This window comes from Polaribacter batillariae (assembly GCF_017498485.1).
Lineage (GTDB): Bacteria > Bacteroidota > Bacteroidia > Flavobacteriales > Flavobacteriaceae > Polaribacter > Polaribacter batillariae.
The window spans coordinates 234,754-254,267 of sequence record NZ_CP071795.1 but is presented as its reverse complement, the minus strand read 5'-3'; the positions used below and the strand labels follow the sequence as shown (position 1 = coordinate 254,267).

The following is a 19,514-nucleotide window of genomic DNA, read 5'->3' as shown; positions in this document are numbered from 1 at the left end:
AATGATAACCAGCAATCGTTTTATAATTTATTTTTGATACTCATCAAAAGTTCCATCATCGTAAAAAACAACAATTCTTTGAATTTTTTTTCCTGAAACAGTATTCGAATCTTCAAATAACGATGAAGGTGGAGTAGTACCCGAATTTCTAATTTTAGGATAATTTCCTTTTCCATTTAGTAACCAATGAATATCTACATCCGAAAATTCGGAAGTTACTTTTAAAATAAAATCTAGACTAGGTTTATTTCTTCCCGACAAAATATGTGAAATACTAGAACGTTGCACACCCACTTTATCTGCAAAAGTAGAGGCCGATAATTGGTGGTGTTCCATCACTTTTTTTAATCTTTCAGTAAACTCAACACTGTTTATCATTGTAACTCTTTGTTATATTACAAATGTAAAACAACTATGTATAACTACAATGTTAAAGTTTTATTTCTTCATATAACCCGTGATTTTTTATTGATTAAAAACTTTAATTAACTTATATATTCATCTAAAAAACAGTAAATTAAATAATAATTATAAATTATATTGATGTTATCAGTTAAGTGGATTGTGTTTTGTAACACGCCTAAAAAACAATTGTTTACAAAAGTAACAAGGCTTATCAAAAACAGGATTTACATTTGTAACATGTTTACAATTTACAATTGTAACATTTTAGTTTGATACCAATTGTATATGCTGTACTTTTACCAAGTAATTTTGTTCTTATATTATGAAGATATTAACCACCGAATTTTTAAAATCTATTTATCAGAAAGAAAAAGAAAATACACTTTCAGGAAAATGGATTACATATAAAGACATCGAAAATTTATTTAAAAAACACCAAGCAATTTTCGAAGTTACACAAATTGGAACATCAGAAGAAAACAGGCCCATTCAACAATTAAAAATAGGAACAGGTTCTAGAAAAATTCTTTTATGGTCGCAAATGCACGGAAACGAAAGTACAGGAACCAAAGCATTGTTCGATTTGTTTAATTGTTTTTTAAACAACAAACAAGAAGAGTTGTTAACCATTTTAAAAGAATGCACATTGGTTTTTATTCCAATGTTAAATCCAGACGGTTCGCAGGCTTACACACGAGTAAATGCCAATAATATCGATTTAAATAGAGATGCAGTAGATAAAAAAGCGAAAGAAAGTAAGCTGTTACGTAAAGTTTTAGAGGAGTTTAATCCACAATTTTGTTTCAATTTACACGACCAAAGAACTATTTTTAATGTAGAAGGCACCAAAAATACGGCTACAATATCTTTTTTAGCTCCTTCAGAAGAAGAAACGAGAGCCATTACAAAAGGAAGAACAGAAACAATGAATGTAATTGTAGCGATGAATAAAGTGCTACAAAACATAATACCTAATTGTGTGGGCAGATATACAGACGAGTTTTACCCAACTGCAACAGGCGATAATTTTCAAAAACTAGGTTTTAATACGATTTTAATAGAATCTGGACATTTTCCTGATGATTATATAAGAGAGGAAAGTAGAAAATATACTTTCTTTTCTATTTTACAAGGCATTTATCATATCGCAACTGCAACCAATTTTAACAGTTACGAAGAGTATTTTTCGATACCTAATAACAGTAAAATCTTCTACGATGTAATTCATAGGTATCCGAATTCCAAAGACGATGTTGCGTATCAATTTCAAGACAAAATTGTAAATAATAAATTAGTTTCAAAATTGGTAAAAATAGAAGAAGAAGACTTAAAATCTAAAATAGGACACTCCGAAATCGTTTTCGAAAGCAAAAAAGTTTAAATATATCTCATTTATACTATTGTTTAATTAAATTTTATTCATAAATTTGTGGTATTAATTGAATAATACATAAAAAATGAAAAAATTTATTTTAGACGAAATCGATCATCAAATTTTAGACATTTTAATTGAAAATGCAAGAACACCATTTACGGATATTGCAAAACAATTATTAGTCTCTGCTGGAACCATTCATGTTCGTGTTAAAAAAATGGAAGACGAAGGTATTATTCAAGGCTCTACATTAACACTTAACTACGAAAAAATGGGCTATTCTTTTATTGCTCATGTGGGTGTTTTTTTAGAGAAAACCTCTATGACACAAAGTGTTATCGAAAATTTACGAGCCATACCAAATGTAACAGTCGCTTATGTAACTGCTGGTAAATACAATATTTTCTGTAAAGTAAGAGCCAAAGGAACAAACGATGCGAAAGACATTATTTATCAAATAGACGATATTCCTGGTGTAAATAGAACAGAAACAATGATTGCTTTAGAAGAAAGCATCAACGATAAAAAAAGAATGATGCACGCTATTTTTAAAGAATTATAAGCTTTTTATATAAAATTGAACAAAAATCTCTATCCGTAAAATGATAGAGATTTTTTTATGGATTATACTTCTTTATCATTAAGTTTGTTTTAATTACGAAATCTATATTTTATGGCAAACAAAATTATCTATAATATAAATTCTATTGATAAAACAAAATTATTAGAATTGTATAAAAACATGCTAAAACCTCGTTTAATCGAGGAAAAAATGTTGATACTTTTGCGCCAAGGAAAAATTTCGAAATGGTTTTCTGGAATCGGTCAAGAAGCAATTTCTGTAGGTGTAACCACTGCGTTGTATAATGATGAGTATATTTTGCCAATGCACAGAAATTTAGGTGTATTTACAACAAGAGAAATTCCTTTGCATCGTTTATTTGCTCAATGGCAAGGAAAAATGAGTGGTTTTACCAAAGGTAGAGATCGAAGTTTTCACTTTGGCACCCAAGAATACAAAATTGTAGGAATGATTTCTCATTTAGGCCCACAATTAGGCATTGCAGACGGAATTGCACTGGCCAACAAACTTAAAAACAATAACAAAATTTGTGCTGTTTTTACAGGTGAAGGTGGCACAAGTGAAGGCGATTTTCACGAAGCCTTAAATGTAGCTTCTGTTTGGAATTTGCCAGTACTATTTTGTGTAGAAAATAACGGTTATGGCTTATCTACACCCACTTTCGAGCAATTTAATTGCGAAAATATTGCAGACAAAGGAATAGGATATGGCATGGAAAGCTACATAATAGATGGTAATAATATTTTAGAAGTCTATTCGAAAGTAACCGAAATTGCACAAAGTGTTCGTAAGAAACCACGTCCTGTTTTGTTAGAATTTAAAACATTTCGAATGCGGGGCCATGAAGAAGCCAGTGGCACAAAATATGTTCCACAAGATTTGTTAGATTTCTGGAGCGCAAAAGATCCTTTAGAAAATTATCAAGCATTTTTAAAAGAAGAAAAAATTTTAACTGAAAAAATAGAAGTTTCTTACAAAGAAGAAATTATTCAACAAATAAACGAAGGCTTAACAACCGCTTTTGCTGAAGAAGCTATTGTTTCTAATGCAACAACAGAGCTAAATGATGTTTATAAAAATCACGATTACAAAGCGATCGCTCCATCATCAAAAAAGAAAAACATTCGTTTGATTGATGCTATTTCCGAAGGTTTGTATCAATCTATGGAAAAATACGATAATTTGGTAATTATGGGGCAAGACATTGCTGAATATGGTGGCGTTTTTAAAATTACAGACGGATTTGTAAAAAAATTCGGAAAAGAACGCGTTAGAAACACACCAATTTGCGAATCTGCCATTGTTTCTACTGGGTACGGCCTCTCTGTAAACGGAATAAAAGCTGTGGTTGAAATGCAGTTTGCAGATTTTGTTTCCTCAGGTTTTAACCCGATTGTAAATTTATTAGCAAAATCTCATTACAGATGGAACGAAAAAGCAGATGTAGTTGTAAGAATGCCTTGTGGAGCAGGCGTAGGAGCTGGCCCTTTTCATAGCCAAACAAATGAAGCTTGGTTTACAAAAACACCTGGTTTAAAAGTTGTGTATCCTGCGTTTCCTAAAGATGCAAAAGGCTTGTTAATTGAAGCTGTAAACGACCCAAATCCGGTATTGTTTTTCGAACACAAAGCTTTGTACAGGTCTGTTTACGAAGAAGTTTCTGAAAACTATTTTACTATAGAAATTGGTAAAGCTGCACTTATACAAGAAGGAAATGATATTACAATAATTAGTTATGGTGCAGGAATTCATTGGGTTTTAGACCTTTTAAAAAATAAAACCATTGCTGCAGATGTTATCGATTTAAGAACCTTGCAACCTTTAGATGTCGCAACAATTTATAAATCTGTAAAAAAAACAGGGAAAGCAATTATTGTTCAAGAAGATTCTCTTTTTGGAGGAATTGCAAGTGATATTTCTGCATTAATCAACGAAAATTGTTTTGAGTGGTTAGATGCACCCGTAAAAAGAGTCGCGAGTTTAGAAACGCCAATTCCTTTTCAACCTGATTTAGAAAAAGAATATTTAGGAAAGAGCCGATTGGAAAAATCTATAGATGCGCTTTTAAATTATTAATTTCAATAAAAAGTAATAGGGTAGTGGAACAAGAACATTTTTTTCAATGTCCATACTGTTGGGAAGAGATTTCCATGATTTTAGATGCAAGTGTTTGCAAACAAACTTATATCGAAGATTGCGAGGTTTGTTGCAATCCCATAGAAATTTCTCCAACTTTTAAGGCTGGAGAATTAATTGCTTTTCATTCTGAATCTATTGAACAATAAGTAGTTACAAAGTTTATTTCTTCAAGAACTTCTGTGATTTCTGTACGAATTTGTGTTGCAATTTTTAAGTTAATGGGTTTTTCCATGAAAATTTATCAAATAAATGAAGCCAATCTTTAGGAAAACTTGCTTTTAAGTTTAATTTTTCTGAAGAAAAAGGATGCGCAAATTCCAACTGCCCAGCGTGTAAAAACATATTTGTACAATTAAAGTTTTTTTCGAACATGATGTTATGATTTTTGTCGCCATATTTGGGGTCGCCAATTAGAGGATGACTTATTTTATTGGCATGTACTCTCAATTGGTGCATTCTTCCTGTTTTTGGTTTGAATTCTACCAAACTGTAACGTGAAGAATCGTAAGGTTTTACAGGAATTTTTAAAGTAATTTTTTCTAATGTTTTTAAATATGTTAACGCTTCTTTATGCACGTTTGCGTCTCTACCTTTTACAGGAGAATCTATTTTTTTTGATTCGGGAGAAAAACCACGAACCATTCCATAATACGTTTTTTCGATTTCGTTATTGGTAAACAAGTCTTGAAACTTAGAAACATACTCCTTTTCTTTGGCCAATAAGATAATTCCAGATGTTTTTCTATCTAACCTATGAATTGGATATACTTTGAGTACTTTTTTATCTTTTATCAACTGTAAAAGCGACATTTCTTCGGCAACATTTCTAGAATGATGTGCATGATGCACCACCATATTATTGGGTTTGCTCACACATAAGACGTATTTATCTTCAAAAATAATAGGTACACTCATTGGTTGTTTTTGGTTTTCAAAAATAGCATTTAATTTATGATATATTTAAATGTTTTTTAAAGTGAATTTTGTAAATTAGGGTGTTAACAGTTGTTGGCAATAAGCTCACAATTCTGCTCATTTGGAAATTTGGTGCAAATATTCTACATTTATTTGTACAAAATACGGTACAATTAAATTTAATTTTTATGAGAGTAGTAACTATTTCCACTCTACGCAAGAGTATAAAAAAACATTTTGACTATGTTTCAAAGTCAATGGAAGTAATATTTATACCTAGAAGTAAAGGAGATGTACAACAACAATAAATTATTTTATGATGAGAATAGCAACATTATGTTTTTTAGTCGCTTTTATAAGTTGTGGTAACCTTAAAAATACCTCAACACCTTTAGAAATAATACTAAATAAACTTTGATATTACTGTAATATTTTGTATCTTGTTTTTATGCCAAAACAGATAAATATTACAGTAAAAGAGAGTGAAGAAGAATTGAGTTCACTATTAAGAAAAGCAAAATCGGAACGTGAACGAGGTCGTTTGAAAGTTCTTATTTTAGTAAAGCAAGGTAAGGTAGTTTACCAAAGTCAGTTAGCTTATAAATTGGGTTTTACAGAAAAGACAATTAGAGAATGGTTAAAAACCTATAATAGCTACGGTCTTTCAGAATTAATTACCATAAAAGTAGGCGGTAATAACACTCGTGTTATTTCTGAGAGGGTTATTGATTTTATAGCTACCCAATTAACCAATCCACAAACAACAGTTACCTCTTATGTGGAGCTTCAAGGTCTTATAGAGGCTACTTTTAGTGAGACGATTGATTATGGGACGCTTTATGCACATTGTAGGCGTAAACATAAATCTAGACTAAAAGTATCAAGGAAGTCTCATTACAAAAAAGACCCAAGAGCCGAAGCGGTTTTTAAAAAACCTTAAAAAATCATTTGAATTATTTAGACTTAAACTCAATAACAATAAGCATACTTCTGTAAATCTATATTTTCAGGATGAGAGTAGGTTTGGATTAATTACCAAACAGAAAAAAGTTATCACTGCTAAAGGTATAAAGCCTATAGGTAAATACAAGCACAGTTATCAAAGTAAATGGTTGTGGGGAAGCTTTTCACCTATAACAGGTGAGCATTTCTGTATGATAACTGATACTGTATGTAAAGACTTTTTTGTACAGTATCTTAACGACTTGAGTACTTACAATCCATCAGAACTCAAAATTATTATAATCGATAATGCAGCTTTCCATTCTACTAAAGATGTAAAACTACCTGATAATATTATCTTATTGCCAATCCCACCATACTGCCCAGAACTAAACCCTGCTGAAAAAATATGGCAATATCTAAAAAGCAAAATCGCTATGAAAATCTATGACACTTTAGATATACTTGAATCAAAAATTGAACAACTTGTTAATGATATGAGTCAGAATACGATTAAGTCCATAACTGGTTATGAAATTTATCTAAAACCCTTTTACAGTAGTTTCAATGTTTAAATGGTATAAGTAGGTTAAAAGAAACCGTAAACAATAAAAAAATTGAAGTAGTTTTTAATTGGGCAAATCCTTTAGGATTAAATAACAATGTAATAGGTATCGAAAATATATTACCCCCAGGAAGTACTCCTAACAATATTAATCTTGTTGGAAACTCTAATTTCTTTAGAATTAAAGGAGATAGTTTGCATATAGAATTGCCCTATTTTGGTCGGCAGCAAATATCGAGAGGCTATAATGCAGATGGTGGCATTCAATTCGAAGGTGTTCCTAAAGAGAGCAATCAAGTGTATGACAGTAAAAAAAATGCGTATATTCTTAAATATTCTTTTAACGATAAAAGCGAAAATTACAATGCCATACTTACTTTATTTGCTAATAAAACAAGCGATTTAAGAATAAATAGTACTAACAGAACTTCAATTTCTTATGGTGGAAATTGGGAAGAACTTCTTTTAGAAAAAAAGTAAATAAAAAGAGGCTGTCACAAAAGTAAATTTAACTGTTATTTTGGGCTAAGTCGAAAAATTTATCATACTGAAATTCAATGAATAAGATTTCTACATTATCGTCGAAATAACAAATTTTACTACTTTCGAGACAGCTTCTTTTTTATGAAGAAATTTATTCTTTACCAATTTCTGAAATTTCGAAACCAGATTTTTCAAACTCAATATCCAAACCTCCAGTTTTCTTTAGTATAAAATTAAGTAGCATACACCCAATCCAGCCAAAAATAAATCCCGTAACAAAATACATAATTGGTGCAAGAATTACCATAAATATTCCTCCTCCAAATAATACGCTTAATCCTCCACTATCTATACCGCTTCCAAACCCGATTAAGCTAGTGAACAAAAAGCCTATAAAAATTATTATAAATGTTAATAATGCCATTACGCTTCCTACAATAATTCCATATTTTGTAGCATCTACTTTTTTTAATTTCAATTTTAAATTACTCATTTTTTAGTTGTTTAATTAATAATAGTTGTTGATATCTGTTGTGTATTTTGATAAATTTTGTCAATTCGAGTAAATTTTATGTTTGAAATGCGTAAAATTTGTATCGAGAATAAGCATTTTATCATTTAAATAGTTCTCGATACAATTTTTTGTTCCTCAAAATCACTCGAACTGACATTCTTGAATAATAAATCAAAAAAGCCCTCTAGCTTTAAATTCTAAATATTTATTAATAGTATCTCCGGTTAAATTTTCTGGAGAGGTTAATACAGATTGAATTCCGTATTTTTTTAATTCGTTTACGATACTTATTTTTTCGTACATAAATTTTTCTGCAATAATGCTATCGTACACCTCTTGTATATTGTTTGCTTTTGTGTTTATTAAAGATTGTAACGCTGTATTTTTAAAGAAAACCACCAAAACTAAATGATTTTTTGCCAACGCACGTAAATAGCTGAGTTGCCTATTTAAACCGTCCATCGTTTCGAAATTTGTATAGATAATTAGCAAGCTTCTATGGGTTATTTTTCTTTTAATAACGGCGTATAATGTGCTAAAATCGGACTCTGAAAAGTCTGTTTTTATGTTGTGGAGCGTTTCTGAAATTAGCGACATTTGCGAACTTCGCTTTTCTGCGACAATCCAATCTTCTAATTTTTTAGAAAACGACAACATACCAGCTTTGTCTTGCTTTTTTAAAATTACATTACTTATTGCCAAGGTTGCATTAATAGCGTAATCTAACAAACTTAATTCGTTAAATTGCATTTGCATGGCACGTCCTTTATCGATAATCGAATATACTGGTTGCGATTTTTCTTCTACATATTGGTTAACCATTAATTGGTTACTTTTTGCAGTTGCTTTCCAATTTAAAGTTCGAATATCGTCTCCAGATACATATTCTTTAATTTGTTCAAATTCTAAAGAATGCCCAATTCTTCTAATTTTTTTAGTTCCATAAGAAATCGACTGATTCGTAAAAGAAGCGATATTAAAACCTCTTAATTTTAAGAAAGAAGGGTAGCATTTTAGTGTTTTTTCTTCTCCAAGAACGTATTTTTTAGTAACCAATTGTAAAGGTGAATTTACATAAGCATTAACATGACCAAAATTATAAACACCTCTTTCTGTGGGTCTTAAATTATAATGAAGATTTTTTTCTTCTTTTGAAATTAAGGTTAAAGGAAAAATAAAATCTCTTTTTTGAAACTGAAATGGTAATTCTTCAATAATAGAAACAAGTATTTTAAAGGCATATTTATTGTTAATTTTTAAGGTAATTTTATTTTCATCTCCATTAGATAACCTTTCAGGTAAAAAACGAGTAATAGCAACACCTTTTTTGATTTTATAAAGCAAAAACAAATCTATAAAAACTAAAAAACTAAGTACAAATAGCAACACTTTAGAAACTTCGAAAAATATAGGTACAAAAAAACCAAGTACAAAGAGTACTGCAATTCCTCCTAAATAATAGAAGAATTTATTGTGTAAAAATAATGTTTTGTAAAAATGCTTCAATTTGTTGCGTAAATGTTTAATTGTTTATTTCGGTAATTGTGTAATTGTTTAATCGTGTAATTGTTAATTGCGACACTATATCCTTTCACATTTTTTTTACTGTCACTGTAAACTGCTACTGCTACTGAAAACTGCTAACTAAAAAACTAACGAGGAATTTCTACAGCTTCAATAATTTGTTCGATTATTTGTTTGCTCGTTAAACCTTCCATTTCTCTTTCTGGTGTTACAATTACCCTGTGTTCTAAAACAGGAATTGTTGCTCTTTTAATATCTTCTGGTGTTACAAAATCTCTTCCTTCTATGGCTGCAAAAGCTTTTGATGCGCCTAATATAGCAATGCTTGCTCTTGGTGAAGCTCCTAAATATAAAAATGAATTAGAACGTGTGTTCACGACAATATTTGCAATGTATTTTAATAAATTTTCTTCAATTGTAATTTGATTGACCAAACCTCTAAACTCCATAATTTTTGATGCAGAAATTACCGTTTCAATTTTACTTATTTTGGTGGTATTTAGTAAAGCTTGTTCTTTTAAAATAATGTCAAATTCTTCTTCTGCATTTGGATAATCTACATTAATTTTAAATAAAAAACGATCTAATTGAGCTTCTGGCAATCTGTAGGTTCCTTCTTGTTCTATAGGGTTTTGTGTTGCTAAAACTACAAAAGGTTCTTCCATTTTATACGTTTTGCCATCTATGGTTACTTGTTTTTCTTCCATCACTTCAAACAAAGCCGCTTGTGTTTTTGCAGGAGCTCTATTAATTTCGTCAATTAAAATCATGTTCGAGAAAATAGGGCCTTTTTTAAACTCAAATTCTGTGGTTTGTAAATTGTAAACGGAAGTTCCTAAAATGTCTGAAGGCATTAAATCTGGCGTAAACTGAATTCTACTAAAATCGACAGCAATTGTCTTAGAAAGTAGTTTTGCGGTAATGGTTTTGGCAACTCCAGGAACGCCTTCGATTAAAACATGACCGTTTGAAAGTAATGCAACCAACAATAAGTCTAACATCTCTTTTTGCCCTACAATTACTTTTTTTAACTGCTTTTTTATCAGAAAAACATTTTCTTGTAATTCCTTTAAATCGATTCTGTTTTCAAACGTTATTTTATCTGAGGTTTGTTCGTTGTTTTGTGCTTCCATATATTATTTTTTAAAGAAATTTTCTATCATTTTATGCAATCCAATTAACTCTTCTTCAGAACATTCTGTCTTTTTATTTAAAGTGATAATTGTATTGATTAAATATTTTGTTTTTTGAAGATTGTTACCCGATTTTGCGGCTAGTTTTTTAATAAATTCGGTATTTAAATTACTAGTGTTGATTAAATATTTAGTTCTAATTTTTTCTAAAAAGTATGCAATTTTTTTATCAACTAAATTCTTATGATCTTTTTCATTTAAATACAAATTTGCAATGGTTTGTGTAAACGCCACAGTTGTATTTTTATTTGTTGGTATTTCTGGAATTGCACGTTGTTTTCTTCTTGCATTAAAAAGCATAAATAGCAACAAACCAGCCAAAGAAACAAATAAAAACCAAGTTAATGTTTTGTGTTGTAAAAAGAATTTAAAAACAGAGGGTTGCTTTTTATGATTATTAGAATATTTACTTGATTTTGTGTGTACATCCCACAAAATTTCTTGACTAGGCAAGTAAGAGAGTAGGTTTGCTGCATATTCTTCTTTACCATTTAACATATAATAATTGGTAAACACAATAGGGTTTGTATGCAAATAAAAAGCACCTTTTCCATGATACACCTTTATAAAATTAGGTACTTTTTCTCCACCAACAACTGTGGTTCCTAAGACTTGGGTTTTAGTATTGCTATATTCAAGAAAGTAATTTCTACGTATATTTCTATCAAATTTAAAGGGTTCTTTACCGAAATCAGGATTTTTTAAATAAAATTCGCCTTCTAACTTCTTTAAACCTTTTATACTCCAAACGTCTTTATCTAAATTATTGGTGGTAAATTCTAGCGCTTCTTTAAATGTTTCGTTAAAAAAGTTTAAGGCTATAAATGCTGAATTTCCTTGTGATACAAACTCTAATAATTGGTCTGTTCCTTCTTTTGTTTGATGGTAAGCACTGTGCTTTATCAACACATAGTTTCTAGTTTTGGTAGAATCTTCTAAATTATCGAACAGTAAAAAGTCGTAAAAATTTTCTTTTAAAAATGTAATTTTTTCTCTTGGAAATAAATGAGTAGCTTCTTCTGAAATAATGTAATTACCAAACGGACTTTTTTCTTTTTCTCGAAAATTTTCTTGCCAATTTGTTTTTTTACAGCTTGCGAACAGCACAAACAGTAATAAAATAGCAGTATATTTTATGTACGCAAACTTTATCATTTGTCAACAGTGTTTTTAAATGATTTATATTTTTGTTGCACATTCTCGAAATTTTCTTTGTCTATAACAAATTCTCCATACCAAACATAGGTGTAAACATAAGAAAGATAAGAAAACTGTTTTCTTAATTCTTTGTTTTCTAGCTCAAAAACATATTCGGAATTTGTTTTTTCTTTATGGTATTCGATTAATTGTTTATTCGATAAAACTTTTAAAACAGATAAGTAATAGTAGCGAATTGCAAGTCTATAATTATGATTTTCAATGGCTTTGTTTAATAAAGTTTCTAAGTCTATTTCATGAATATCTTCATCTTCATAAACAAGTTTTTCTGTAGTTTTCTTTTTGCCTTTGTTAAAGTTCCAGAAGCCAATTTTAGTTCCTAAAGCGATTTTAAGAATTACAAAGACAATAAAACTACCTAACAGAAATGGAAAAATTACCTTAAAAAAAGCAACAAATGCTTTTAAAAATCCTAAACTCATAGGAGGGGAGTCTTCTTCTTCTGCCTCTTCTGTGTAAATAAAGTCCTTATCAGAATATTTATTTTTTAAATTCTCTGTAAATTTTCTTTTTTCTGAATAGTCAACTGATTTTACATACTTTGTAGAGTCTTTTACAACAGGCTTCGAATTTTTAATAGTGTCTTGCACGATTTCCAAAGAATCTTTTTCGAATTCTTGAGAAATTGTAATTCCGAAAAACAGCAAACAAAAAAAGAGTAAAAAAAGGTTTTTCATTAGCGCAATTGGTATTTTCTTGCCACTTTAAAAGGCAGTATTAAATAATAATAACCAATGGTTCCTAAGCTAAAGAAAATAATTGCAAAACATAAAATTGTAGGCATTGTATTAGAATATCTCGTAACATAACCTTCTAGAAATGCTGCTGCTAATGTAAACGGAATTGTACTTATAAAAATATAAAAGGCATCTCTAACTCCTTTTTTAAAGGAGTCAAATCTTTTTAAAGTGCCTGGAAATAAGATGCTTGCACCAATGATATAACCTGTAGCGGCTTCTATAATAATGCCAAATATTTCGTAAGTGCCATGTATCCAAATTCCTTTTAAACTATCAAACAAACTATTGTATTGATAGAAAAAAGCTTGAAAAACAGCTACCATAATTGCATTTACCACAATATAATATCCAGTTCCTAGCCCTAAAAACAAGCCCGATAAAAACATATTCAATCCTATTCGTTGGTTGTGATTGTAGATTCCAATAAATGTGCCCCAATTGGTACCACCTTTATAAACCGCCATCGCATCGCCATTTTCTATATTTTCTATGGTTTGATCTACATATTCGTTTCCTAAAATTTGTCTTGCAAAACTTTCGTCATTAAAAGTTGAAAGCAATCCAATAAAAAAACAAATAAAAAAGAAGGCAAAAGACAAATAAATGTATTTTCTATATTGATAGGCGAGTAGTGGTACTTTATCAAAAAAGAAATACAAAAACACGTTTCGATCTCTTCTTTTCGAATGATATACTTTATCGAAACTACTCTTAGCCAATTTGTTAAGGTAAGAGGTAACCTTACTTTTTGGATAATAAGTTTGTGCATATACCAAATCGTTCATGATTTTTATATGCAGGTTGGCTATGTCGTCTGGACTTTTTTTCTTTTTATTTGAAATTACTTGTTCAAATTCGAGCCATTTTTCTTTATTTTGCTTTATAAAAGCGACCTCTCTCATTAAGAGCGAATTTAACCATTGCATGAAAACACTCCAAATAAAAACGGCACAAAATGTAAACATAAAATTTACGATGGCCAGTGTTGGGCAGCGCTTGTTAGCTTTTGGTGCAGACAATGTTATAAAGTTTGCTTATTTGTACATTGTATATAGGGTATTTAACTTTGCCGCGCTCGAAAAAATGTTTAATGGTGATAATTGGACAGTGCAAGCCATTAGCGTGTTGGTTTTAATTCCGGTTACATTTTATTCTTTATACACCGAAATTTTATTAGACGGACAAACCATTGGTAAAAAATTGTTGAAGATTAAAGTAATTAACGAAGACGGATTTAAACCTAGTATTTCTGATTATATAATGCGTTGGTTTCTTAGAATTGTAGATTTTAATTTGTTTATTTTACTTGCTATTTATATTTTTTCTGTAGGAATGCCCAATGAAGATCTTATTGTAGTTTTGTTGTTTATATTCGGAAAAATGGTGGGTTTATTATTAATTCTCTTTACGAAGAAAAATCAGCGTTTTGGAGATATGATTGCAAATACAGTTGTAATTTATTTAAAAGATGAAGCAAAATTTTCTGATACCATTTTAGTGAACTTAGAAAATGAATATGTGCCAACATACCCAAATGTGATTAAATTATCGGACAACGATGTTCGTATTATCAAAGAAACGTTTAAGAATGCCAAGAAATTTAACGATTTTAAAACGCAAATAAAATTGCGATCTAAAATACAAGAAGTTACAGGAATTGTTTCTCTACACAAAAGCGATACTGAATTTATAAATACAGTTTTAAAAGATTATAATTATTATACTCAAAAGATGTAGAGTTATGGTTTTAAAATAATCTATTTAACATAATATAAATTATAGTACAAACATCTCATTTTAGTATTATATAGGGATTTCGATAATTGATAGCTATAATGTAATATTATGTAAAATATCCCAGGAAGTCTTGTACACACAATAAACTGAAGTACTTGGGTCATTAAACACTCGGCTCTTGGGTTTAGTACTAAATAAGAAACATTCTGCTTTTTGTAGCTATAATTAGCCGTTATGTAAAATTGCCGCACGCCAATGCGCTCGATTGCTTTTTTAAAATAATTATGCTATCGCATTAATTTTTTAAAACACAATTATCCATCACTTGCCAACGCCAAAAAAAAGCTATCCTTTTAGATTCGTTTTAAACTTTACGTTGGCGAGGATATTCTCGTTATATTTTTTTCACGAGCTTTTCGTTAGGTTGTCACAAGAGTATAAAATTTTCCCTTGCTTAAAATCCACACTTTAAAATTTCTATACACTTGTTTTATGTATAGCTCCGATTAAGCTTCTTTTGTTTAGCACTTCTAACATTATGTCAAATAGAAATTAAGCTTTTGAACTCTCTAAGACTTCATTATATCTTTTTTTAAAGTTCTAAACTTGTTCTCAAATGCACATAACCTTCTGCAGCAACTTCATTTTCATCTCTATCACCAACTCCATATCATTTTCAGAGACAGCTATTGTTTTATACAGCGTACCGATAAATAGGAATCTCTATCACTGCCAGATTGGTAAATAAAATTCTGATTATAAAAAAAGGTAACAGACTTACTAAAGTTAGTAGATAATGAAACATCATTAGCCCAAAAATACCCAGCATATCCTAAACTTTTATATTTCTTGTCTACACCTCCAATTTTTGAAAGGTTTTTACCGGTAAAAAGCCCTCCTGGATATACGGAAAACCTGAGAATATTCAACCCCGTATTTTCGGATTTATGCCATAATTTAGTAGACTTTAAAACTTTAGCAGCAATGTTAGATCCACCTGAAAATTCAATTAATTCATTCCATTCTTTTATACTCGGCAAACGCCACCCTACAGGGCAACAATTGTTCGCCATTTCAAAAGTGTAAAGTCTTCCATATTTTTTGCTGTTTTTAATGGAATCATTATAAATTAGACTACCTGAATAATTAAAACTTAGGTTTTCTAACATCCATATTTGATTTCCTATTTTCCCATATTTATAAGATTTATTATCTCTCGTATCAATAAAGTTTTTTATCTCAGTTGTATTTTTTAATTGAACAGGTATTTCTGCAGTAGTGTTATTATTCATTTTGGTATTATTAATAGAGACTTGACCTTGAACAAATGTAAAACATAACAATAAAAGATATAATAGAGATATTTTCATAATTTAATCAGATTTAAGTGATGTAATTTTCTCCAAATAAGCTTTTCGGATTGTATTGCTTTGCGTGGGATTACCAAATAAGAGTATTTTATTATTAGCATCCGTTAATACAGTTTTAATTCCTTTAGTAATAAACAATTCTCTATTTAGACTATAAAACTCATTCATTACATCAAGAAAGAAAGGGTACTTAAATTCTGCAAATTCTCCTTCCTCACAAACGAATTTAAATAGACTAAATTGGTCATCATCACTTCCTACTATTTAAAACAACTGAAACATTTATCGTTTTAGTAAAATTAATCCACTTTTTGATAGAACCGACACATTCCACACATGAACCATCTATTAATGAATATATTTTTAAAGAAGAATTTGCAATTAAGGAACTATCAATACTATTTGAATCAGCAAATGGCCTATACATTATCATTCTCTGAGGGAGAATTAGTTTTTCCTTAACAAGACTATCTTTTTCATATTTCACTTTTATTCTTTTAGAGGTACTCTTATCACAAGACATAAAACAAATAACTAAAAATACTATTACGGTATTAAATCTTCTAGTAGCAATTTTAAAATCCATATTATTTTAATTTAGAAGTAACAACATAATTGCTATTTTCATCAAATGCATATAAAGTGTCTTCATTTTCTGAAATTGCTATTGCTCTTATTGAAACGTCTTCTTTCCAAACTATTTTCTTTATGACCTTACCCGTCCAATCAAATACATAAATACTTTTTGAAGCTAGATTTAATCCATTAGGAGTAAGGTTTTTTCTAAAGTAATTTCCTGAATAAATTAGATAAACATGTTTTTTGGTTGCATATCCTCCAACATAAGTAACTTGAGTTTTATCATTAATTTGCGGATAAGGATTAGGTGTTTGTTTATTAACATCAAATTCATTTTTAATTTTATGGGGGCCCCAAAACACACTACTCTCATTGTTTTCTAAATTAAAAATCTCAAATTTATCCGTTAAAAAATATGCTAATGCCACAACATTGTTATTATCAGGTTTAGCAAAGAAAAAGCTACGTTCTATATGTGCCTTTCTATTCAAAGAAAACATCTTGTTATCATTGTCTTGATTAAAGTTTCCATATTCTTTAGTAATTTCACAGTTAGGCAATGTTATCTTGGCTAATTTATTTTTTAGCATAGAACCAATTACTGTACAGACATATGTAGTATCATTAATAAGAAACCCTTTTCCAAGTTCGAATTTTTTGGATTTGTCCTTTTTTATGGAAAGACTTACACAATTTTCTTTATACCCAGATTCTCCAGGTATGATATCTTTCAATTTCAAAAAAAGAAATTTTTTCGTTGTAATATCATACATCCAAAATTGATTGCCAAGAATTCCCGTTGTCTGGGCTCCTAAAACTTCACAAGGTCCCTTTCCAAAAGGGAAAAATGAAAAATTCTCAAAAGTTAATAAGTTATATGAAGTGAATTGGTATCCCTTTCGACTTCTTCCGTGATTGTTGAATGTAATCAAAAGAGAATCTTTTAAAATTAAATTGTCAACACCTCCATATTGATGCTCAAACAAATTATTGAATGTGACTGTATCTACTACAGGAAAATCGGAAAAAACATGAACATCTTTTGCCAAAAAGAAATCTCTTTCTTTGTTACAAGATATCAATATGATAAAAAGAAAAACAACAACTATATTTCGAAATACATTGTAAAAAAAATTTTTAACATAAATTTATATTTTATTTGAGTATGAAAAACATGACCTTAGGCAGCGATAATGATTTAAAGGTATGTCATTAATTTATTTTAGTATTTTAATTTCATATATATTTTTAAATAAAGGTATTCGTAAGAATACCTTTATTCTTATATTCTTAATCTTTTAGTAAGTTCCAGAACATCCTAATGTAGGGTCAGAAATACATCCAGTAAATGTAAAAGGTCCATCTGTACATGAAAACCCGTGATGACCAATATAGGAACACTGGTCAGAACTAACTGTAACTTCGGCATTTGCTGTATTAACAGCAAATAAACTCGCTAAATCTGAATTATCAACATTGTTAGTATTTGCACTAAAAAACATAGCCATTGCAATAGCGGCAACTCCTAATATTCCAATTAATTTTTTCATTTTTATAAATTTTAAAATATTACAAGGATTTTAATCCTTTCAAATTATTATTTTTGCAAAGTCTTAAGAGGCATACTACTTTTGGAACATGGCAATTACTTAAACTGTTAAGTAATTATAAGAATAATAAAACTGTGAAAAGATAACACAGTATCAAAGTCTTCCTCTGGGTGTTTGAATTAAGGTTTATAAATCATAAGCTATATTTTTATATTTAGATTGTGTGAATACTATTTAAATATATTTTCAAAATTCCTAGAGGTTTTTTTAATTTAAATTCTTACAAATATAATTGCTCACAAGGACAAATTTTGTCCTTGTGCTTTATTTAACAAAAAAAAATAAATGTTATATAATTCACAATTTATATCTACCAACTTTTGTTTTTAATGCGGGTTAAACCTCTTTAAAACTAGCCATCTCATGAAAAACAGATTAAACAAGCCGTTAACGATTAATTTCATGGATGTTTTAACCTAAAGAAAAACAAGAAATCTGTTTAAAAATTTGTATTTTCTTATATGCAAAACAAAAAACTGATTTAGTAAATTATAAATCGTAGGCTTTATTTTTATAATTAGATAATGTGATTACTTTTAAAATATACTTTCAAAATTCCTAGAGGTTTTCAAACTTTCCACTTTTACCCCGACGCAGAGCGTCGAGGAATTCTATAGATTAAATTCTTACAAATATAATCACGCACACCGACAAATTTTGTCGGTATGCGTGATTTAACAAAAAAAACATGTAGTTAAATAATTAAGACCTCATTATAATACACCATTCCACACACATTCCACTTCACTCCTATCGTCGTTCAGCAAAAAGAGTGTTCCATTAACATTGTAGAGAAACATTTTAGAATAAAAAAACAAGAAAATGTAGTAGTTTTAAACTTCGCTTTTACCAAAGCAAAGTTACATAACGCGGAACATTATAGTACAAAGCGTGTATAAAAAATAAGGTTTAAAAAACCCTTCTTTTTAAAAATTCCCATAAATCAATGAACTTCTTTTTCTCCTTTGAGTTGTGATAATAAATAGTATATTTCAATATACCAAAACTTTTTTAATTATTTTATAAATAACTGATTTTCAGTAAAATATATAACGTGCTGGTTTACAGCAAGTTAAAGTTTTCTTTAACAAGAATTTAACATATATGGTTAAATGTCTGATAATGAGTGATTAAAGCAAAAAAATTTCCGATATCGATACTTGGCAGTGTGTGTTACTAAGGACACACTGTTTTTAGGGTCTTAAAATGGCTCTATTTAACGTTTGTTTTTTTATGGCAGTTTCTCTCTATTTTTTCTAATAGAGAGAACCACGCTTTTCGTTATATCTTTTAAAATCATCTGAGGAGATTTGAAAAGGATGCCACTACAATCGTTACCGCAGGGTTGCGGAGTAGTAAAAAATTAGAAACAATAACGCAAAATTACATCATATTTTCGAAAAGAAATGTAATAAAACCTACGGAAAAAAAGAAAAATTTTTTCCTTGTTTTATGGAATTTCAAAAATCGAAAATATGATGTTTGACCCGCATTAAATTTCAAATTTTTTCTCGTGGCACTCTTCACAAAGTGAAAAAGCTACGAGCAAAGCTCTTGTTTTTCTACTTTGTTCATACGACCTAAAAAAATAAAAAACCAAAAAAAAAAAGTGTTTAAGATTG

At 29.5% G+C, this 19,514-nt stretch carries 20 protein-coding genes; 8 read left to right on the top strand and 12 right to left on the bottom strand.

What is annotated here, in order from left to right; translation table 11 throughout:
* Positions 1 to 27: 27 nt before the first annotated feature.
* Positions 28 to 378: a helix-turn-helix domain-containing protein gene (locus JL193_RS01100; protein ID WP_207972086.1), complete on the bottom strand. Its 351-nt coding sequence runs from the start codon at positions 376 to 378 to the stop codon at positions 28 to 30.
* A gap of 349 nt (positions 379 to 727) precedes the next feature.
* Between JL193_RS01100 and JL193_RS01095 the strand changes: the two genes are divergently transcribed.
* The 4 genes from JL193_RS01095 (at position 728) to JL193_RS01080 (ending at position 4,648) form a co-directional block, all read left to right on the top strand.
* Positions 728 to 1,786, top strand: coding sequence for a M14 family zinc carboxypeptidase (locus tag JL193_RS01095; protein ID WP_207972085.1), 1,059 nt, complete (start codon positions 728 to 730; stop codon positions 1,784 to 1,786).
* Between the two features lie 76 nt (positions 1,787 to 1,862).
* Entirely contained in the window at positions 1,863 to 2,342 is a 480-nt protein-coding gene (locus JL193_RS01090) for an Lrp/AsnC family transcriptional regulator (protein WP_207972084.1), read from the top strand.
* Between the two features lie 111 nt (positions 2,343 to 2,453).
* Positions 2,454 to 4,439, top strand: a complete 1,986-nt coding sequence (locus tag JL193_RS01085; RefSeq protein WP_207972083.1) for an alpha-ketoacid dehydrogenase subunit alpha/beta — start codon at positions 2,454 to 2,456, stop codon at positions 4,437 to 4,439.
* Between the two features lie 23 nt (positions 4,440 to 4,462).
* A complete protein-coding gene (locus tag JL193_RS01080; protein WP_243456801.1) occupies positions 4,463 to 4,648 on the top strand; it encodes a CPXCG motif-containing cysteine-rich protein in 186 nt (61 codons plus the stop codon).
* A 64-nt stretch (positions 4,649 to 4,712) separates the two neighbouring features.
* Here the strand turns inward: JL193_RS01080 and JL193_RS01075 are convergent, their stop codons facing one another.
* Entirely contained in the window at positions 4,713 to 5,417 is a 705-nt protein-coding gene (locus JL193_RS01075) for an RluA family pseudouridine synthase (protein ID WP_207972081.1), read from the bottom strand.
* A 448-nt stretch (positions 5,418 to 5,865) separates the two neighbouring features.
* On the opposite strand from JL193_RS01075, the gene JL193_RS01070 reads away from it, so the two are divergent.
* Genes JL193_RS01070 through JL193_RS01060 form a run of 3 tightly spaced genes read left to right on the top strand, consistent with a single transcriptional unit; the run spans position 5,866 to position 7,404 of the window.
* Positions 5,866 to 6,357 (top strand): helix-turn-helix domain-containing protein, encoded by a 492-nt coding sequence (locus JL193_RS01070; RefSeq protein WP_207971783.1) that lies wholly within the window; start codon positions 5,866 to 5,868, stop codon positions 6,355 to 6,357.
* The gene (locus tag JL193_RS01065; protein ID WP_243456877.1) at positions 6,311 to 6,934 is read left to right on the top strand and encodes an IS630 family transposase; all 624 of its coding nucleotides are present in this window, start codon (positions 6,311 to 6,313) and stop codon (positions 6,932 to 6,934) included. The genes JL193_RS01070 and JL193_RS01065 overlap by 47 nt, the downstream gene beginning before the upstream one ends.
* 5 nt (positions 6,935 to 6,939) lie before the next feature.
* Positions 6,940 to 7,404: a DUF4251 domain-containing protein gene (locus tag JL193_RS01060; protein WP_207973353.1), complete on the top strand. Its 465-nt coding sequence runs from the start codon at positions 6,940 to 6,942 to the stop codon at positions 7,402 to 7,404.
* A 154-nt stretch (positions 7,405 to 7,558) separates the two neighbouring features.
* On the opposite strand, the gene JL193_RS01055 is transcribed toward JL193_RS01060, so the two are convergent.
* The 6 genes from JL193_RS01055 to JL193_RS01030 form a co-directional block, all read right to left on the bottom strand.
* Positions 7,559 to 7,900 carry a hypothetical protein gene (locus JL193_RS01055; protein WP_207972080.1) on the bottom strand — a complete coding sequence of 114 codons (342 nt, stop codon included), beginning with the start codon at positions 7,898 to 7,900 and terminating at the stop codon, positions 7,559 to 7,561.
* A 192-nt stretch (positions 7,901 to 8,092) separates the two neighbouring features.
* Positions 8,093 to 9,427 (bottom strand): DUF58 domain-containing protein, encoded by a 1,335-nt coding sequence (locus JL193_RS01050; RefSeq protein WP_207972079.1) that lies wholly within the window; start codon positions 9,425 to 9,427, stop codon positions 8,093 to 8,095.
* Between the two features lie 146 nt (positions 9,428 to 9,573).
* Positions 9,574 to 10,578, bottom strand: a complete 1,005-nt coding sequence (locus tag JL193_RS01045) for an AAA family ATPase (protein ID WP_207972078.1) — start codon at positions 10,576 to 10,578, stop codon at positions 9,574 to 9,576.
* Positions 10,579 to 10,581: 3 nt separating this feature from the next.
* Positions 10,582 to 11,793: a DUF4350 domain-containing protein gene (locus tag JL193_RS01040; RefSeq protein WP_207972077.1), complete on the bottom strand. Its 1,212-nt coding sequence runs from the start codon at positions 11,791 to 11,793 to the stop codon at positions 10,582 to 10,584.
* Complete coding sequence (locus JL193_RS01035) at positions 11,790 to 12,533, bottom strand: hypothetical protein (protein ID WP_207972076.1); 744 nt, start codon at positions 12,531 to 12,533, stop codon at positions 11,790 to 11,792. The genes JL193_RS01040 and JL193_RS01035 overlap by 4 nt, the downstream gene beginning before the upstream one ends.
* The gene (locus tag JL193_RS01030) at positions 12,533 to 13,498 is read right to left on the bottom strand and encodes a stage II sporulation protein M (protein WP_207973352.1); all 966 of its coding nucleotides are present in this window, start codon (positions 13,496 to 13,498) and stop codon (positions 12,533 to 12,535) included. Before JL193_RS01030 ends, JL193_RS01035 begins: the two co-directional genes overlap by 1 nt.
* Before the next feature lie 22 nt (positions 13,499 to 13,520).
* Here JL193_RS01030 and JL193_RS01025 point away from each other — a divergent pair, with 22 nt between their 5' ends.
* Positions 13,521 to 14,333, top strand: a complete 813-nt coding sequence (locus JL193_RS01025; protein WP_207972075.1) for an RDD family protein — start codon at positions 13,521 to 13,523, stop codon at positions 14,331 to 14,333.
* 686 nt (positions 14,334 to 15,019) lie between these two features.
* On the opposite strand, the gene JL193_RS01020 is transcribed toward JL193_RS01025, so the two are convergent.
* From JL193_RS01020 to JL193_RS01005, 4 genes are all read right to left on the bottom strand, one after another.
* On the bottom strand, positions 15,020 to 15,625 hold the full coding sequence (locus tag JL193_RS01020) for an FISUMP domain-containing protein (RefSeq protein ID WP_207972074.1): 606 nt from the start codon (positions 15,623 to 15,625) through the stop codon (positions 15,020 to 15,022).
* 328 nt (positions 15,626 to 15,953) lie between these two features.
* A complete protein-coding gene (locus JL193_RS01015) occupies positions 15,954 to 16,289 on the bottom strand; it encodes a hypothetical protein (RefSeq protein WP_207972073.1) in 336 nt (111 codons plus the stop codon).
* 1 nt (position 16,290) lies between these two features.
* Complete coding sequence (locus JL193_RS01010; protein ID WP_207972072.1) at positions 16,291 to 17,331, bottom strand: BF3164 family lipoprotein; 1,041 nt, start codon at positions 17,329 to 17,331, stop codon at positions 16,291 to 16,293.
* Positions 17,332 to 17,580: 249 nt separating this feature from the next.
* Positions 17,581 to 17,832 (bottom strand): hypothetical protein, encoded by a 252-nt coding sequence (locus JL193_RS01005; RefSeq protein WP_207972071.1) that lies wholly within the window; start codon positions 17,830 to 17,832, stop codon positions 17,581 to 17,583.
* Between the last annotated feature and the right edge of the window lie 1,682 nt (positions 17,833 to 19,514).

Bases quoted from the DNA above. Each gene is read 5' to 3' on its own strand.
- JL193_RS01015 (WP_207972073.1), bottom strand. From the start codon at position 16,289: ATGGATTTTAAAATTGCTACTAGAAGATTTAATACCGTAATAGTATTT.
- JL193_RS01085 (WP_207972083.1), top strand. From the start codon at position 2,454: ATGGCAAACAAAATTATCTATAATATAAATTCTATTGATAAAACAAAA.
- JL193_RS01075 (WP_207972081.1), bottom strand. From the start codon at position 5,417: ATGAGTGTACCTATTATTTTTGAAGATAAATACGTCTTATGTGTGAGC.
- JL193_RS01100 (WP_207972086.1), bottom strand. From the start codon at position 378: ATGATAAACAGTGTTGAGTTTACTGAAAGATTAAAAAAAGTGATGGAA.
- JL193_RS01070 (WP_207971783.1), top strand. From the start codon at position 5,866: ATGCCAAAACAGATAAATATTACAGTAAAAGAGAGTGAAGAAGAATTG.
- JL193_RS01020 (WP_207972074.1), bottom strand. From the start codon at position 15,625: ATGAATAATAACACTACTGCAGAAATACCTGTTCAATTAAAAAATACA.
- JL193_RS01035 (WP_207972076.1), bottom strand. From the start codon at position 12,533: ATGAAAAACCTTTTTTTACTCTTTTTTTGTTTGCTGTTTTTCGGAATT.
- JL193_RS01025 (WP_207972075.1), top strand. From the start codon at position 13,521: ATGAAAACACTCCAAATAAAAACGGCACAAAATGTAAACATAAAATTT.
- JL193_RS01095 (WP_207972085.1), top strand. From the start codon at position 728: ATGAAGATATTAACCACCGAATTTTTAAAATCTATTTATCAGAAAGAA.
- JL193_RS01030 (WP_207973352.1), bottom strand. From the start codon at position 13,498: ATGAGAGAGGTCGCTTTTATAAAGCAAAATAAAGAAAAATGGCTCGAA.
- JL193_RS01055 (WP_207972080.1), bottom strand. From the start codon at position 7,900: ATGAGTAATTTAAAATTGAAATTAAAAAAAGTAGATGCTACAAAATAT.
- JL193_RS01090 (WP_207972084.1), top strand. From the start codon at position 1,863: ATGAAAAAATTTATTTTAGACGAAATCGATCATCAAATTTTAGACATT.
- JL193_RS01045 (WP_207972078.1), bottom strand. From the start codon at position 10,578: ATGGAAGCACAAAACAACGAACAAACCTCAGATAAAATAACGTTTGAA.
- JL193_RS01040 (WP_207972077.1), bottom strand. From the start codon at position 11,793: ATGATAAAGTTTGCGTACATAAAATATACTGCTATTTTATTACTGTTT.
- JL193_RS01005 (WP_207972071.1), bottom strand. From the start codon at position 17,832: ATGAAAAAATTAATTGGAATATTAGGAGTTGCCGCTATTGCAATGGCT.